The 16047-nt window shown below is 68.9% G+C and carries 15 protein-coding genes; 6 read left to right on the top strand and 9 right to left on the bottom strand.

What is annotated here, in order from left to right:
* Positions 1-41: 41 nt before the first annotated feature.
* Together AMK34_RS01420 and AMK34_RS01415 are read right to left on the bottom strand one after the other, a co-directional pair.
* Positions 42-944 (bottom strand): serine hydrolase, encoded by a 903-nt coding sequence (locus AMK34_RS01420; protein ID WP_073842404.1) that lies wholly within the window; start codon positions 942-944, stop codon positions 42-44.
* Positions 941-1822: a LysR family transcriptional regulator gene (locus tag AMK34_RS01415; protein WP_073842403.1), complete on the bottom strand. Its 882-nt coding sequence runs from the start codon at positions 1820-1822 to the stop codon at positions 941-943. Before AMK34_RS01415 ends, AMK34_RS01420 begins: the two co-directional genes overlap by 4 nt.
* A 101-nt stretch (positions 1823-1923) precedes the next feature.
* Between AMK34_RS01415 and bla the strand changes: the two genes are divergently transcribed.
* Positions 1924-2817 (top strand): class A beta-lactamase, encoded by an 894-nt coding sequence (bla, locus tag AMK34_RS01410; protein WP_073842402.1) that lies wholly within the window; start codon positions 1924-1926, stop codon positions 2815-2817.
* 53 nt (positions 2818-2870) lie between these two features.
* Here bla and AMK34_RS01405 read toward each other — a convergent pair whose 3' ends face one another.
* The 3 genes from AMK34_RS01405 to AMK34_RS01395 all read right to left on the bottom strand — a co-directional run bounded on the left by AMK34_RS01405 (position 2871) and on the right by AMK34_RS01395 (position 6403).
* Positions 2871-4745 carry a Calx-beta domain-containing protein gene (locus AMK34_RS01405; RefSeq protein WP_073842401.1) on the bottom strand — a complete coding sequence of 625 codons (1875 nt, stop codon included), beginning with the start codon at positions 4743-4745 and terminating at the stop codon, positions 2871-2873.
* Positions 4746-5094: 349 nt separating this feature from the next.
* Entirely contained in the window at positions 5095-5598 is a 504-nt protein-coding gene (locus tag AMK34_RS01400; RefSeq protein WP_143202316.1) for a hypothetical protein, read from the bottom strand.
* Between the two features lie 328 nt (positions 5599-5926).
* The gene (locus AMK34_RS01395; protein ID WP_073842399.1) at positions 5927-6403 is read right to left on the bottom strand and encodes a MarR family winged helix-turn-helix transcriptional regulator; all 477 of its coding nucleotides are present in this window, start codon (positions 6401-6403) and stop codon (positions 5927-5929) included.
* Positions 6404-6495: 92 nt separating this feature from the next.
* Between AMK34_RS01395 and AMK34_RS01390 the strand changes: the two genes are divergently transcribed.
* Entirely contained in the window at positions 6496-6921 is a 426-nt protein-coding gene (locus AMK34_RS01390) for a Rid family hydrolase (RefSeq protein WP_073842398.1), read from the top strand.
* Positions 6922-6996: 75 nt separating this feature from the next.
* Positions 6997-7392, top strand: coding sequence for an ATP-binding protein (locus tag AMK34_RS01385; protein WP_038514829.1), 396 nt, complete (start codon positions 6997-6999; stop codon positions 7390-7392).
* A gap of 1 nt (position 7393) precedes the next feature.
* Here AMK34_RS01385 and AMK34_RS01380 read toward each other — a convergent pair whose 3' ends face one another.
* From AMK34_RS01380 to AMK34_RS01370, 3 genes are all read right to left on the bottom strand, one after another.
* Positions 7394-8317 carry an alpha/beta hydrolase family protein gene (locus AMK34_RS01380; RefSeq protein ID WP_073842397.1) on the bottom strand — a complete coding sequence of 308 codons (924 nt, stop codon included), beginning with the start codon at positions 8315-8317 and terminating at the stop codon, positions 7394-7396.
* Between the two features lie 66 nt (positions 8318-8383).
* Positions 8384-9115, bottom strand: coding sequence for an aminoglycoside adenylyltransferase domain-containing protein (locus AMK34_RS01375; RefSeq protein WP_073842396.1), 732 nt, complete (start codon positions 9113-9115; stop codon positions 8384-8386).
* A 17-nt stretch (positions 9116-9132) separates the two neighbouring features.
* Positions 9133-10035 (bottom strand): NmrA family NAD(P)-binding protein, encoded by a 903-nt coding sequence (locus AMK34_RS01370; RefSeq protein WP_073842395.1) that lies wholly within the window; start codon positions 10033-10035, stop codon positions 9133-9135.
* A 97-nt stretch (positions 10036-10132) separates the two neighbouring features.
* On the opposite strand from AMK34_RS01370, the gene AMK34_RS01365 reads away from it, so the two are divergent.
* A complete protein-coding gene (locus tag AMK34_RS01365; protein WP_073842394.1) occupies positions 10133-10687 on the top strand; it encodes a TetR/AcrR family transcriptional regulator in 555 nt (184 codons plus the stop codon).
* 48 nt (positions 10688-10735) lie between these two features.
* Here the strand turns inward: AMK34_RS01365 and AMK34_RS01360 are convergent, their stop codons facing one another.
* Positions 10736-14428: a CARDB domain-containing protein gene (locus AMK34_RS01360; RefSeq protein ID WP_073842393.1), complete on the bottom strand. Its 3693-nt coding sequence runs from the start codon at positions 14426-14428 to the stop codon at positions 10736-10738.
* A gap of 256 nt (positions 14429-14684) precedes the next feature.
* Here AMK34_RS01360 and AMK34_RS01355 point away from each other — a divergent pair, with 256 nt between their 5' ends.
* A complete protein-coding gene (locus tag AMK34_RS01355; protein WP_038514842.1) occupies positions 14685-15041 on the top strand; it encodes a hypothetical protein in 357 nt (118 codons plus the stop codon).
* Positions 15042-15391: 350 nt separating this feature from the next.
* On the top strand, positions 15392-16045 hold the full coding sequence (locus AMK34_RS01350) for a S1 family peptidase (RefSeq protein ID WP_038514845.1): 654 nt from the start codon (positions 15392-15394) through the stop codon (positions 16043-16045).
* Positions 16046-16047: the final 2 nt, after the last annotated feature.

Raw genomic sequence — 16047 nt, 5'->3', positions numbered from 1 at the left:
TCCTTTCCCTCAAGAACCGGACAGCGGCGGAGAACGTGACGTCACCCCTCGCGCAGGTGATCCCGCAGCTCCCGCGCCACGCGGGCCATCAGCACCTCGGCCTCCGGCTGGATCGCCGCGGGCACCTGGGATTCGGTCAGCGCGGCGATCGCGAACATCCCGCCGTCGGCGTGCTCGACCACCCCGACCTCGTGCCGCAGGTTCAGCACGGTGCCCGTCTTCGACGACCATTTCGTGGCGTCGGAGACGAAATCCGGGCTCAGTCGTTGACGCAACAGGTTGAGCCCCATGAGCTCACGCACCCGCGCCGCGACCTGTTCGTCCACTTTGGACCGCTTCCACAGCGCTTCGAGCAGGTTCACGAACGCGCGGGCCGAACCGGAGCTCGCGCGCGTGACGTCGAGCTGCGGAACGGGATGACCTTGCCCCGCGGTACCCGCGTTGATCGCGAGCGCGTGCGCGAGGTGGACGTCGGCGGGGTCGAAGCGTTCGGCAGGAGTGTCGCTCAGATCCGCGGCCGGATGCCGAGCGGTGATCCCGGTGATGCCCCAGTCCCGCGTCATCCTGGTGACCTCGGCGGGCGGCGTCAGCGCGAACAGCGCGTCCGCGGCGGTCTCGTCGCTGATGGCCATGGTCAGGTAGAGCAGGTCGTCGATCGCCACCCTGGCCGGATGCCGGAACCGCGTCAGCCCGGTCGGCCCCTGCGCGGTGGCCCGCCCCGGCTCGACGTCGAGCGCCGCCGAACCGTCCAGCTCGCCCCGCCGGATCCGCTCCAGGGTCGCCGCGGCGAGCGGGATCTTCACCAGTGAGGCGCTCGGGAACTCGAGGTCGGGGTCGATGCCGGTCTCGAAGCCGGTCCGCAGATCACGCACGAGGAACGAACCGCGCAGGCCTCCGTCGGCCAAGTCGGCGCGCAGCCGCAGGAGCAGCGTTTCCGTGTTCACGTCGTCTCCTCCGCGCCGAGACACCGGGCGATGTCCGGCCCCAATCGTGCCCGGAGCCGCTGCGCGTCCTCGCCGGGCCCCGCCGTGATCTCGAACCCGCGCACGAGCCGGATCTCGCCGATGGTCCGCCAGCTCAGGCCGAGCTCGGTCGCCTGCGCCGCCGAGCACAGCAGCAGATCCTCCGAACCGAACACGGCCGCCGCGGCCGCGGTGAGCGAATCGGCGACGGACACCTGCGCGGGCCGCAGCCCCACCGCGTCGCGGATCCGGAAGAGACGGTCGCGCAGATGCGGGACGTCGTCTTCCGGCTGGATCCAAACCCGCCGAGGCGAACCGCCGGACCGGCCGACCCGCAGCGTTTCCAGATGGAGGACGTCCGTCCGCGGCCTGCCTCCGCCCGCCAGCCCGAGCGGCACCTTCCAGCTGCCCTCCTCGCCGGGGACGGCGGTGAGCGCGGCGCGGACCTCCTGCGTGCGCACGAGTTCCGCCCGTTCCCTCGGCGGCGCCTGCCGGAACTCCAGGAAGACGTCCAGCTCCCGCGCCGCCGCGTCGAGTTCGGCGAGCTCGCGGACGGTGCAGGTTTCCGGCATCGCCAGCCGCATCGGCCGCAGCCTGGCGCGCCGCGCGTCGTGCTCCAGGGTGTCGGCCAAGGCCACCAGCCGTTTCGCCGACGGCAGCATGTCCCGTCCGAACGGGGTGAGCAGGGCGCGCCGGGTGGAGCGGTCGAACAGCCGCTCGCCGAAATGCCGTTCCAGCGCGGCGATCCGGCGGCTCGCCACCGGCTGCGGGATACGCGCGAGGGCGGCTCCGGCGGTGAAAGTCCCGGCCTCGCTCACGCTCACGAACGCCCGGCAACTCCCGATCAGGTCCACGACCACATACTATGCGCATTTCGCATGAAAGACGTCATTCGTGTCTTGGACAGCATGACCGGCGCTGGCCAGACTGCGGACATCGAACGATCTTGAAAGGAATCCTCGTGTCCGTCACTTCTCGCCGGTGGGCCGCCTTGCTGGCGCTCTCGGTCGCGTCACTCGCCGCGTGCTCCACGCCCGCTCCGGCACAGCCGCCCACTGCCACCACCCCGGTCGCACCGTCCGCGAGCGCCGACTTCGAACAGCTCGAACGAACCTTCGGCGCCCGGCTCGGGGTGTACGCGGTGGACACCGCGACCGGCCGCGAGGTCGCCTTCCGCGCCGACGAACGCTTCGCCTACGCCTCGACACACAAGGTGTTCAGTGCCGGCGGTGTCCTGCAGCGGACGCCGGTCGCCGAACTGGACCGCACGGTGACCTACGGGCAGCAGGATCTGGTCACCAATTCGCCGGTCACGGAGAAGCACGTGGCGACGGGCCTGCCGCTGCGCGCCGTCATGGACGCGACCCTCCGGTACAGCGACAACACCGGCGGGAACCTGCTCTTCCGCGAACTCGGCGGCCCGGAAGGACTCAACGCGGTGTTCCGCGGGATCGGCGACACCACGAGCCACGCCGACCGGATCGAACCCGCGCTCAACGACACGGCGCCCGGCGACAGCCGGGACACCAGCACGCCCCGCGCCCTCGCCGTGGGCCTGCGCGCCTTCGCGCTCGGCGACGCCCTCCCCGAGGACAAGCGCAAGATCCTCGTCGACATGATGCGCGCCAACACCACCGGCGACCAGAACATCCGCGCCGGCGTGCCCGGCTGGGCGGTCGCCGACAAGACCGGCACGGCGGCTTACGGCACGCGCAACGACATCGGTGTCGTGTGGCCGCCGAACCGCGCGCCGATCGTCGTCTCGGTGCTCACCGACCGGGCGGAGAAAGACGCCAAGATCGACAACAAGCTCCTCGCCGACGCCACCGCGGCCGCGATCAAGGCCCTTCCCTGACCGGTCCCGCCGGGACGGACGAGGATCCGTCCGTCCCGGCGGGGTTCAGCGGCTCAGCGACGGCAGGGGTTGCCCGCCGGATGCGCCGAGGTTCCGTGCACGTCGGCCTGGGACTCCGCGAGCACGATCTTCGCGAGCGCGGTGTCCAGCGCGACGGCCTGCTGCTTGACGACGCCGTTCGCCACGGTCTGGCCGTTGAGCTTCAGCGAACCGATGACCAGCGGAATGGTCAGCGGCGCCGAGCCCACCGTGATCGACTCGCCGTTGATCTTCAGCGAGGCGACGTTCGAACTGCCCGCCAGCACCGGCGCGAGCCCGCCCGGCGACGGCTGGCAGGTCGCGGTCGCCTGCGACTGGATCACGCCGAGCTCGATGGTCAGCCCGAGCGTGCTGATCACCGTCTTGTCGATCTTGGCCGACGCCAGCGCGCGATCGCCCGCGGCCGGAGCCGCCGACTGGTCGTCCGGCGTCAGATCGGTCGACGCGGTCAGCACCTTGGTGTCCACCTTGATCAGACCGGCGTTGAGCGTCGCGGCGGCGACGGTGCTGCTGTCGTCGACACACGGCAGGTTCGCCGGGTTGGCCCGAGCCGCGGTCACGCCGAGGACGTTCGCCGCGGTACCCGTGCAGGAGAAGACGCCGTCACGGTCGTCGTCGACGATCGTGCCGACTCCGGTCGCGTCGAGAAGACCGGCGCCCGACGGGGCCGAGAGGTTCACCGTGAAGGTCTCGTTCGGCTCGTCGACCGTGTCCGGGTTGACCAGGACGGTCACCGGTTTGGCCGTCTGCCCGGGAGCGAACGTGACCGTCCCGCTCGCCGCCGCGTAGTCGGCGGGCGCGGTGGCGGTCCCGTTGGCGGTCGCGTACTGGACCGTCACCGGGTTCGGGCTGGGGCCGCCGAGCAGCGACACCGTGAACGTCGCCGGGACCTGCGCGCCCCCGGATCCCTCGTCGACCGTCACGTCGTTGATGCTCAAGCCGAGCACGCGCACCGTGGTGGTCTCGATGTACCCGCGGGAAACCCCGTCGACCTGGTAGTCGACAACACACTGGTAGGTGCCGGGAGCGGCGCCGGCCGCCGCCTTGATCGTCTCGGTGAACGTGGCGACCTCGCCGCTGGTCACCTTGACGCTGCCGGGATCGTTGGTGACGGTGAGCTGCGGGTCGCAGCTCGTCACCTTCGGCGTCACGGTGACCTCGATGGACTTGATCCCGTCCAAAATGGCCTGCGACACCTGGCCGGCCGGGACGTTGTTCAGCAGGACGCCACCCGTCGCGGAGGTGATGGCGGAGGCCTGCCCCGTGGCGTCGAGGCCGCCGACGTTGACCGCGACCACGCGGATCTTCGCCGCCTGCAACGCCGCGATGGTCTGGGCCAGGGTGTGCCCGCCGCTCGGGTCGTGCGACGGCGCGTCGCCGAACCACGCGATGATGCGGGTGCCGTCCGGCCGGAACGCGACCGCGCCGGTGGCCAGCTGGTAAAGCGCGTTCAGGTTGGCCTCCGGCGTGTCCCCGCCGCCCGTGGCCACCCACTGGTTGATCCCCGCCTGGACGGCGGTCGTGTCCCCGGTGATGCCCTGGTTGACCTTGAACGGCACCGAGTCGGTGAAGTCCTTGTACTCGGCGACGCCGAACTGCGCGGTCGGCTGCGCGGCGAGCACGTCACCGGTGATGGCGCTGGCGTTCGACCGCACGTTGCCGATCGGCCCGCCCATGCTGCCCGTGGTGTCGGCGAGCAGGACGAGGTCGGGATTGGGCGGCACGGCCGAGGTCGTCACGTTCTTGGTCACGGTCGTGCTCTGCCCCGCGTTGAGGGTGAGGTCGACCGTGGCCGGGTCGACTCCCGGCGGGGCCGCGGCGGCGACCGCGGTGGACGCGAACATCGCCGTGACGGCGGCCAGGACGACGAGCAGTGGTCTTCGTGACATGGACTTCCCTCCTCAGACCCGGCCGGAGCCGGAATTGCTGTGGGCTTCCTCGAAAAGACGGAATATTTCGATTTTCGTTAGCGCGAGAGCCGGGCTTCACCCGGAGCGCCCTGTGTCAAGCCGTCCAACGGGCTGTTACCGCGAATCCGCGCTACTCGGACCAGGTCCGCATTGCGCCGTCCAGCCGAAGGACCTTCGACATCTCTCACTCTTCAGCGTGAGAGATGTCGAAGTTTCCTGCTTTCCGTGATCACCTCGGCCGGACGGAATCCGTATCAACCCGGCGAACAGTCACCGAATGTCGCAACGTGACGCGCCGATCGATACCGCGGCGAGACATCGGGTCCGCTCAGTAGACGCACTGGATGATCGCGTCGTCCAAGCGGATGTACTTCGCCGGGCCGCCGTTGTTGCCGTAGATCGGCTGCAGATAGACGGTACCCACGCCGTTCAGATTCAGATTGGGCAGCGTGATGAGCTGATAGCCCGCCCGGTCGTCGATCCATTTCACCGTGTGGGAGATTTTCCGCCAGCCGTTGGGGTCCCAGATCTCGAGGCCGATGTTCGCTCCGCCTCCGACCGGGTCGGCGTGGATCGCGGCCGCGCAATTCGACCGGTTCGACGGAAAACTGCTGAGCGACTTCGCCGTCCTCATCGCCGACCAGCCGTTGTCCGCGAAGAGCCAGCCGTTGTTGTTGCCGGTCCGGGCCACTCCCATACCGATATCGAACCAGGAATGCCCGTCACCGCCTTGAATTCCCCGTTCCCATACACCGAACGGGTTCGATTCGTAACCGTCGGACCATTGCACGATCCCGGCCTGCGCCGTTCCCGCGAGCCCCAGGAGCGCCATCGAAAACACCGACAAGACGGCCAATATCTTCTTGACCACGAGAGTTCCCCCTCTTCGTGCGGAATGAACTCCGCCAGGGGACCAGAGTCCGCGACGCGCGCACAACGTACCTTCGCGCGCACATTCGACCGCCTCGAAGTACTAGGCGAGAGGCAGGGCAAACGTGGGTCGTTAGCGGAGTGGTGTGGGCTGAAGGCTCCCTTCACCGAGTCTGATGCGACGAAAGGAGCCTTCGCCCCGGCCGGCTACGGGGAGCGGCGGTTCGGTCGCAGGTGCCGCCCTGGTCCTGGACACTCCGCCCGGCAAGACACGTTCGACCTTCGGTTCACTAGGCGAGATCGACGGGCCGCGTCCGCAGTTTGGCGGCGATCCGGGCCAGCGCCTGCTGATCGTCCGAAGTCAGCGGGTCGAGGACGAGCTCCCGTACCGAACGGACGTGCGTGGGCGCGGCCGCGACGACCATGTCGTAGCCGTCGTCGGTGAGCACGGCGAGGGTGTACCGGCCGTCGCCGGGGTCCGGCGTCCGCTCCACCCAGCCGCGTTGCTCGAAGCGTTTGACCACATTGGACAGACGGGAGAGCGAGCCGTTGGCGAGGTACGCCAGTTCGCTCATCCGCAGCCGCCGCTCCGGGGCCTCCGAAATATGGCTGAGGGTCAAGTACTCGAACAGCGTCAACCCGGCGTCGTGCTGCAACGGCGACTCGAGCCGCCCCGGCAGCAGGAGGACCAAGGAGACCAGCCCGGTCCAGGCCTCCTTTTCGGCAGGGGTCAGCCACAGCGCTTCGTCCGGGTCCTGGGTGGCCATGGCGGAACCTTACCCAGAACGACGCGACTTCACACGTGAAGTGAAATCGTGCTAGCTTGACTTCAAGCGTGAAGTCAACGAAAGGATCCACCATGACCCAGCCGGAGTTTTTCGCCACGCCCGGCTACGGCGACCGGCAGCTGGCCGAAATGCGCTACAGCCAGGCGGTGCGCGTCGGCGATCGCGTCGAGATCTCGGGACAGGGAGGCTGGGACGACGACTTGACCTTCCCGGAATCCTTGGAGGAGGAGATCGTCAAGGCCTTCGAGAACGTCGCCCGCACCCTCGCCACCGCGGGCGCCACTTGGCGCGACGTCGTCTCCGTCGATTCGTACCACGTCCCGGAGGTCCCCGGCTTCATCGGCGAAACCCACAACCGCGTGATGGTGGCGCAGTTCCGCGAGCACATGGGCGACCGGGCGCCGATCTGGACCGAGATCGGCGTCGCGGCCCTCGGCGCGCCGAAGATGCGGGTCGAGATCAGGGTCACCGCGATCGCCGGGGACGCCCGCGTGTGAATCCGGCACTCCTTGGGTACTCCATGGCTGCGCCCATGCTCTTGGCCCAGCTGGGAAACCCGCTAAGGAGAACGCGTGGGTATCACGAGAACACGACAGACGTACGAATTCCCCACCGGCATCGCCCCGCCACTGGGAGAGGTCCGGGCTTGGCTGCGCGAGCGGCTGAGCGAGGTCGGACGCACCACCATCGCGGACACCGAACTGCTGACCACGGAACTGGTCACCAACGCGCACGAACACGCGGACGGCGTCGCCGAGCTCAGGGTCTCCGTCCCCTCGGGACGGGACGTCGTCCGCGTCGAGGTCGATGACCGCCGCCCTCGGCTGCGGCCGCACCGGGTGATCAAAACCGACCCGACGAGTCCGCATGGACGAGGGCTGGCGCTGGTCGAGGCGATCAGCACCGAATGGGGCGTGGACACCGGTGCGGGATTCAAGACGGTGTGGGCGGAGATCCCGGTGAGCTGAACTACTTCGACTCGACCCGGCCCAGCGGATCCGGCGCCGCCGCCAGTTCCTCGCAGGCCGCCCGCCACGCGGTGTCGCCCGGGTAGAGCTCGGAGCGGAGATAAGCCGAGGTGAGACGCCCCACCGCGGCCACCCGATCCGGGTTCTCGTCCGTCGTCTCGGCGACGTCGTAGCCGGACACCCCGCCGAGCCCGTGCTCGGCGCCGAACAGGGTCAGCAGCGTTTTCCGGCCTGGCGAAAGGAAGTACGGGTCGGTGTGCCATTCCGGGCCCCGGACCGTCAGATGGCCGGAGTCGTCCTTGTCCCCGGCGACGACGAGCGCGGGGGTCGTCATCGCGGAGAAGTCCGTACTGACGAAGAACGGATAGTTCTCGGCCACGAATCCGGTGACCGCGTCGCCGCCGCGGCCGGGCGCGGCGAGCAGGACACCGGCCGAGATCCGCGAATCGGCGAGCCGTACTTCCTCACCACTGCGGGGATCGGTGTAGCGCGCGCCCAGCAGAAGGCTCGCGGTGTGCCCGCCCATCGAATGCCCGGCCACCGCGACCCTCCCCCGGTCCAGCCTGCCGCGCAGCAGCGGGACGGCGTCCTCGATCTCGTCGAGCCGGTCGAGGATCCGGATCATGTCCTCGGCCCTGGACCGTTGGTACAGCGGCGCTTCCGGGTCGCCGGGCGGCAGGTTCAGCGACCGCGAGCTCAGATGGGTCGGCTGGACGACGGCGAATCCGTGCGCCGCCCAGTGATTCACGAGCGGGGCGTAGCCGTGCAACGACGAGAGATGGTTCGAAGGTCCCTGGCCGTGCGACAGCAGGATGATCGGCAGCTCGTTCCCGGTCGCCGGCACGGAGATCCGCAGCCGCAGGGCCACGGCCCGGTCCGGCGTGGACAGCTCCACCGGGGCGATCGAGATCACTGGCGTGTTCATGTGAACTTCCTTCGCGAGATAAGCGGAACACTGTTCCACAAACATACGGAGCAGTGTTCCGCTTTGTCAAACGCCCCTCGCCCGGTCCGCAAGAGCACTCGCGAGCGAGGCCACCTCAGCCGAAAGCCCGGTCCAGTCATCGGAAGCCGTGCCGAGGTACCCCGCCCGCGCCCGTTCCAGCAGCACACCACCGTCGACCATCTCCGCCGCGGTGTCCTTCGAGACGATCCGTCCCGTTTCGACGGTCACGACGATGCGCGCGAGCGTGAGCAGGACGTTGCGTTCGTCGCCTTCGATCTCGGACAACAGGCCGGGGATGACGCCGAGTGCCGCCTCACGAAGCTGGTCCGGCGGCACCGGATCGACGACCTCCGCGAGCGCGGCGCCGCGCAGAACCCGGTGCGCCGCATGGGCCGTGGCAGCGAGGATCACGACATCGGGATCCTCGGCAGGCCAAGAAAGACGGCCCTCGACGAACTCTTCCCGAAGCCATTCCCCGTATTGGAAATCCCGGCGAGCCGGTTCGCCTCCGGCCACGATCCCGGTCAGTTCGATCGGACGCCGGTCCGCCGCGTCGGGAAACCGGTCGGCGTGGCCACGCCAGCCCGAAAGCCGCAGCAGCAGTGATACCAGAGCGGCGCGTTCCTCTTCATCTAGCGACCGGCGGGTGACCAGCAGCAGATCGACGTCGCTGTCCGGTTTGAGCCCGCCGGCCGCGGCGGAACCGTAGAGGTACAACCCGAGGACGCCGCCGGGATCCTCGCGGTCGAGATGGTCCAGCAGGGGCTTGATGCGCATGCCTCAACGATCACCCGCTACGCAAGGTATTTCCGCGCCCAGCCGTCGAAGCCGGTGAGCGGGATGCCGAGGTCCCGCGCGAATTCCGGACGTCCCGGCTGACCGATCACGTTCAGCCACTCGTGCGAAGCGCCCATCGGCGGCATCCCGGCGGCGACCGCCTGCTCGACGGTCATATTCGGAGCCGTCAGCCTCGTCCCCAGCGCACCGGACAGGACCTCGGCGATCTCGGTCATGGTCAGGAAGTCGCTCGCGAGTTCGAGTTCGACCCCGGCGAACCGGTCCGGTTCGGCGATGGCCGCCGCGGCGGCGGTGCCGATGTCGTCGACGGCGGCCAGCGAAAGGGACGTCGAGGGCTTGATGACGCTCACCAGGCCACCGTCCACCCCGCGCGGGAACAGGAACTTCATGTCGGGCAGGAAGTTCTCCATGAAGAAACCCGGCTTGAGCAGTGTCCATCGCGGAAAGCCCGCCTCGCGGAGGCGATCCTGGATCGCCGCCTTGGCGCCCAGCGTCGGCTCCATCGATGCCCAGCGACCTTCGGCCCAACCGTCCGCCTCGACGTGCTGACCGGCTCCCGAGACGGAGGTGTGCACGAACTGCGGCACGCCCGCCGCCTTCGCACCCTCGATGAGGTTGACGCCCTGCGTCACCTCGCCCGCGAAGTCGAATCCGTCCTCGTTCATTCCGGGCATCTGCACCGAGAAAACGGCGCGGGCCCCCTTGGCCGCGCGGATCACGGACTCGACGTCGTGGAGGTCGCCGACGACGAGCTCGGCGCCGAGCGCTTCGACGGCTTTCGCCCTGGCCGGATCGCGGACGAGGGCGCGGACGGGAACGCCGGCCGCGAGCAGGGCGCGGGCGGTCGCACCGCCCTGCCTGCCGGTGGCGCCGGTGACCAGAACGGGTGCTGCGGACATGGTGACTCCTTCGCTCGCCTAAGTGGCGGGGCCCGCCACTTATCGTCCGCTACAATATGGCGGGCCCCGCCACTTACGCAAACACCGAGGTGAAGGCATGTCCGACGGTCAGCGCGCCGACGCGCGGCGGAACTACGCGCGCATCCTCGCGGTGGCCGAGGAAGAGGTCGCGGCCCACGGCTCCGGCGCCTCGCTGGAGCAGATCGCCCGCACCGCCAACGTCGGCTCGGCGACCGTGCGCCGCCACTTCCCCACCCGCCGGGCGCTGCTGGAGGCGGTCTCCGCGAGCCGGATCGCCGCGTTGTGCGCCCGCGCGGCCGCCTTGACCGGCGAAGAAGACAGCCGGAAAGCGCTCCTGACCTGGCTCGACGAGGTCGTCGTCTACTGCGTCTCCGCCCGTGGGCTGGCGGCCGCGCTCTCCTACGACGGGCCCGCACAGGAGAACTCCTGTTCCGCCGCCATCGAGGCCGCCGGGGAACCGCTCCTGCGGCGGGCCGCGCGGGACGGCGCGGTGCCGCCGGACGTCACCGTCGCGGATCTGATCACGCTGATCGTCGGCATCGTCCTGGCCACCGAGCACCACCCGGATCCGGCCGCCCGGGCGGACCGGCTGTTCCGGCTGGCCGTGGCGGGGCTGAGCCCCGGGACGTGACAAGGGGCCGGAGTGGTCGCCCACTGCGGCCCCCGGCACGGATTCCGCTTACCGGGTGCCGCGGCGGCCCGACGAGACCACCGCCGGCACCGGAGCGTCGTTGATCACGAACGGCGACCCCGGCTCACGGACGACATCACCGTTCGCGGAGCCGCTGATCGTCACGTTCGTCAAGGTCGCGCTGCCACGGGCGCCGCTCATCGCGAGGATGCCCGCGCCGTTGTTGGACTTGTCGATCTTGACGTTGGTGAGGGCCGCGGTCACGACGCCGCCGCCCGTCTTGAACTGGACACCGTCGTAGGTCGAGTCGTGGATCTCGGTGTCCCGCAGCACGACTCCGGGAATGTCCTTGCCCTGCGCGAAGAACGTGATCGCGCCGAACTCCTGCTGCTCGCCCCAGAACACGCCGCCACAGCGGTACAGGGCGTTGTTGGCGATGAGCGTCTCCCCGGAGAACGGCAGCGGATCGTGATCCGTCGCCAGCATGATGCCCGGGTAGTTCATCGTGTCGTGGACGATGTTGTTCTCGATCTTGTTGCCGTAGCCGCCGTAGACCGCGATCCCGTTGGCACGCCAAGGAAGCTGGATCGTGTTGTTCGCGAACACGTTGTCGTGCGCGATGTCCTGCGAAGGATCCTTCACGTACTGGTTCGCCCACACGGCGAGCGAGTCGTCACCGGTGGTGCGGAACGACGAGTTGAACACCTTCGAGTTCCGCGTGCCGTTGGTGAAGTTGATGCCGTCGGCGTAGGTGTTCCGGATCCGCATACCGCTGAACTCGAGGCCGTCGCCCGGTCCCCAAAGCGCCGGGACGTTGCTGTAGTCCCGGCCGACCCACGCGCCGACGTTGGCGTGTTCGATCCAGACGTTCGTGATCTTCGTTCCGGTACCGAACCGGCCGTTGAGACCGACGCCGCCTTCCGCGCCACCGTCACCACCCCGGATCCGGCCGGAACCGAAGATGGCGATGTCGGAGATCTGCGTGTTCTTGTCGATGTCGAATCCGAAGTTGCCCTCGTGCGGATGGTTGATGCCGCCCGCGTTCTGCGGCTCGATCAGCGAGTACAGCTGCGAATGCCACATCCCGGCGCCCCGGATCGTCACGTTGGAGATGCCGACCTGGTTGTACTGGCCGCCGCCGTTGGGCACGTTCGGGTCGTCGGTCAGGATCTTCTTCTCCTGCCGCCACTGCCCCGCCGGAATCCAGACACAGGCGATCACGCCGTTCTGGTCGTCGGTCACCGCGCGCTGGATCGCCGCCGAATCGTCGTTCCCGTCGTTCGGCACGGCGCCGTATTCCGTGATCGACGTGCAGTTCGCGGGCTTCTCCGACGCCGGGGCGACCTGCTCCAAGTCGATGAGATCGACGATGTAGAACGCCGCGTTGTCACCGCTGTCCCGCTGCAGCTTGAACTTCGTGCCCGGCGGATACGAGCGGGACAGCAGCGCGTGCGCCTCGTCGAACAGGCGCCGTGCGTTGGCCTGCGGGGTGTTGGTCAGGCCTTCGGGGTCATCGGTGCTGCCGTAAAGCCAGCTGTGCTTCGACGACAGTGTCAGCTTCTGCGCGAACGTCCCGTTGACGTAGAGGCTGAGGGTCGCGTCCTGCCCGCCACCGCCCGGGGCGTCCGGGATGGAGTTGCGCACGACGATCGAATTCGCCTCGTTCGCCGACGTGAACTCCACGTACTGCCCCTGATTCGCCAGCCGTACGGACTTGCGGCCGGAGGACTCGGTCGCGAAGTTCGTGTGGCCGAAGGTGCGCAACGGGTCGGTTTCCAGCAGTTGTCCTTGGTACTGCGCGGCTTCCGCCTCGTACTCGACGTACGGGACGGCCGCGCCGCGGCCCACGACGATCGCCCGCGAGAGGCTGTTGTTGGACTCGTTGGTCTCCGTGACCGTGCCGGTCGCATCGGCCGTCGCGGTCAGGGTCGCGCCACCGTCGGCGGCGGTCCAGGTGCCCGCGATCGCGACGTTCGCGGTGGCCCCCGCCTCGATCGCACCGGTGGTGCCGGTCAGCGTGGTGCCGCCGACGGCCAGCCGTGTCACCGAAGCGTCCGCGCGGCTCGTGCCGCGGTTGTGCACCGCGACGGTGAAGGACACGGCCGAACCCGCCGCCGGGTTGGGCGGGTTCGACGTGATGCCGGTGACCTCGAGATCCGGCCCCGGCGCCTGCGCGACGACCAGCGCGGTCGGCGACGTGTAGGTGTTGTTGGTTTCGTTCTGCTCGGCCACCGTGCCCGCCGGGTCCGCGGTCGCGGCCACGGTGTACGTCCCCTGTGGACGCGTTCCCGCGTCGACGGTCACCGTCGTGGACGCGCCGGCGGCGAGTGCCCCGACCGCGGCTTCGCCGACGACGGTGCCACCGAGGCTGACGTTCACGGTCGTGGCGGCCGCGTTCGCGGTGCCGGTGTTCTTCACCGTCGCCGAAACGGCGAGTTGGCTGGTCTCCGTCGGATTCGACGGCGTCCACGTCGTGCCGGTGACGACGAGGTCCGGATTCGGCGCGGGCGTGCCGATCACCTGGAATTCCGCGACCTGACCGCCGGGCGCTCCGGAGTTGGCGAAGAACTGCAGGCGCACGTCCGAAGCGCGTCCGCTGACCGGTACGACCACCGAGTTCTGGTTGGTGGCCGGGTCGAAGCGGTGGTCGGCCCGTGCTGAAAGAGAGGTGAACGCGGTCGCACCCTGCGCGCGGCCGAGGATCTCGAAGTTCTGCGTCCGCGCGCCCCAGATCGCGTCCGGATTGAGCTTCACCACGACCGAGTCGACCTCCGCGTCGACACCGAGCTTCACCGTCAGCGAGTTCGGATAGCCCGCGGCGGACTCCCAGTACGTGGCGGTGTTGTTGTCGTTGGCGTTGGCGGGGACGAACGAGTGGACCGCCGAGGTGGCCTCGATCGGTTTGCCCGCCGCCAGGTTCGCGCCCGCGCTCGTCCCGGAGCGCACGACGTGGTTGCTGTCGCCGGACTCGTTGCCCGCCGCGTCCTTGGCGCGCACGAAGTACTCGACCCGGGTCCCGGCAGGCCGGGATTCGGTGAACGTGGTGCCGGTGATCGTCGTGACCGGCGTGCCGTCGCGGTAGACGGTGTACCCGGTGACCCCGACGTTGTCCGCCGAGGCCGCCCAGGTCAGCCGGATCTGGCCGGCGGCGGGCTCGGTCAGCGCGAGATTCGCGGGCGCGCTCGGCGCCTGGGTGTCCCCGGTGTCCGGTCCGTACAGCTCGAATTCCGCAAGCTGCGCCGCTGGCCAGCGCGTGTTCGCGGTGACCTGCAGCCGGACGTAGCGGGCCGACGCGGTCATCGGAATCGTGACGGTGTTGGTCCCGGACGCGAACGCGTAGCCGGTCGGCGCGGCGAGGTCGGTGAACGCAGCGCCGTCGGTACTTCCGCGCACGGCGAGCGTCTGAGTGCGGGATTCCCAGCCGGACGGCAGTTTCAGCACGATCCGCGACAGGGTTTTGGCCGCTCCGAGGTCGGCCTGGATCCATTGAGGAAACGCGTTGTTGGCGGATTCCCAGTAGCTCTCCCGGTTTCCGTCGACGGCGTTCGCGACGGGATAGCCGGGCAACGCGCTGCTCGCCGACACCGTGCGGGTCAACGGGACTTCGGCGAGCGCCGCCGGACCGGGTGGGGCGGCGGGATCGGGTGGCCCGCTCGCGGCGGAGGCGAAGGAGAGTCCGGCGACGGAAAGCCCGGCGACCAGGAAACCGGCGACTATCCGGGACAGGCGCATACGTGTCATGGCGTCTTCTCTTCTTTGAGACGGCGGGGAGGGAGCCAGAGCCGTACGAGCATGCAACAACTCGGAGACAAAATGCAAGAAGTTGACTTGTTTCCGAAATTTTGCGACATGAGTTCGCCGGTCAGTATTGGGCTGCCGAGCGACACACTTGTTCTCCGAATACAAGGGAACGCGGGAAGGCGTGGTCACGTATTCCGCATAAACGGTGCACAGTTGTACACTCAATGCAGGCGAGCCGCGTGGAGGTCGAACCCTGATGGACGTGACGAAAACCTTGAGGTCGGCACTCACCGGCACGACGACCGAGTCGAGGTCCGCGGTCCGTGAGCTGCGACGAGAGACCGAAGATCTCGTGGCGCGCCGCGCGGGCAGGACGGCGAACCGGCTGACCGAACTGGGCGAACGGCTCGCCGATCTGGTGCTGGTCTCGGGGAGCAGGCTCGCGGGCCTCGCCGATCGGCACAGCAAGCCCGTGGGCGAGGGCGTGCGCCGGGAAGCGGGCCGGATCGGCGAGTCGGTGGAGCGGCTGTCCGTCACGCTTTCGGACCGGGCCATCCTGCTCGCCGAGGAACTGCTCGATCCGCGGCCGTCCGAGCGCCGCCGTCGTCGCTAGTCGACCTTCACATCTTCCCAAGTACATGAAGGCCCCCATCCTTGCGCCTAGGTACAGGAAGGGGGCCTTCATGTACCTCAGCCGCCCGACCGCCGCGTGAGTGGCGACCTCGTACCCAAAGGACCCTTCCCTGGCACATCGGTGCCACCGGCACACGAGTGCCGAAAGCCCGGGTCCCGTGCCGCCCGCCGCGGCCTTCTCCCGTCTTTAGTCGCTATCAACCGCCGTATCCGCTTGCCTAGCATGGGAAAACCGGTATCGGATCCGGCCGGGCGATCCCCGGCGATCCGCCGTGGCCGTGAACGGGTGACCCGTCGATTTCCCTGATTCCCCTGCATTGGAAGGCACCCATGCGTATCCGAGGTCTCCTCACCGCTTTGCTCTGCGCGGCCGGTCTCACGACGGTCGCGCCCGCCGCCGTCGCGGCCCCCATCATCGACGGCGAATACGCCCAGTCCGGCCCGTGGGCGGCCATGATCGAGCAGAACGGCGAGCAGTGGTGCTCCGGTTCGATCATCAGCGCCCGCTGGGTGCTCACCGCCCAGCACTGCATCGACGAACCCGGCGCCGGATACTCCGTCCGGGTGGGCGACGTCGACCACCAGGCCGGCACGTACGCGGTGGTGGCCGACATCTACACGCCGTCCAGTGGCGCCGACATCGCACTGTTGAAACTGGACCGTTCCGTGACCACGACGTACGCGTCCCTCGGCACCTCCGTCGCGGTCGGCGACACCGAATACGTTTATGGCTGGGGCTACAACGAAGACGGCGATCTGCAGCGTTACCTCAAGGTCGCCCGGATGACGGTGACCAGTGTCGGGAATGGACTGATCAAGGCCCGCCGGGGCAACGGGCTGACCAACGGCGGCGACTCGGGCGGGCCGGTCTTCGTCGGCGGCAAGCAGGTCGGCGTGCACATCGCGGGCAACAAGGTGGACAGCTCGACGCACACCAGCATCTCGGCGAACCGCACCTGGATCCGGAACACGTCGGGCGTCTAGGA

It is taken from the genome of Amycolatopsis sp. CB00013, assembly GCF_001905755.1.
Lineage (GTDB): Bacteria > Actinomycetota > Actinomycetes > Mycobacteriales > Pseudonocardiaceae > Amycolatopsis > Amycolatopsis japonica.
Note: the sequence above shows the minus strand (reverse complement) of the source record. Positions and strands in the feature narration are given on the sequence as shown.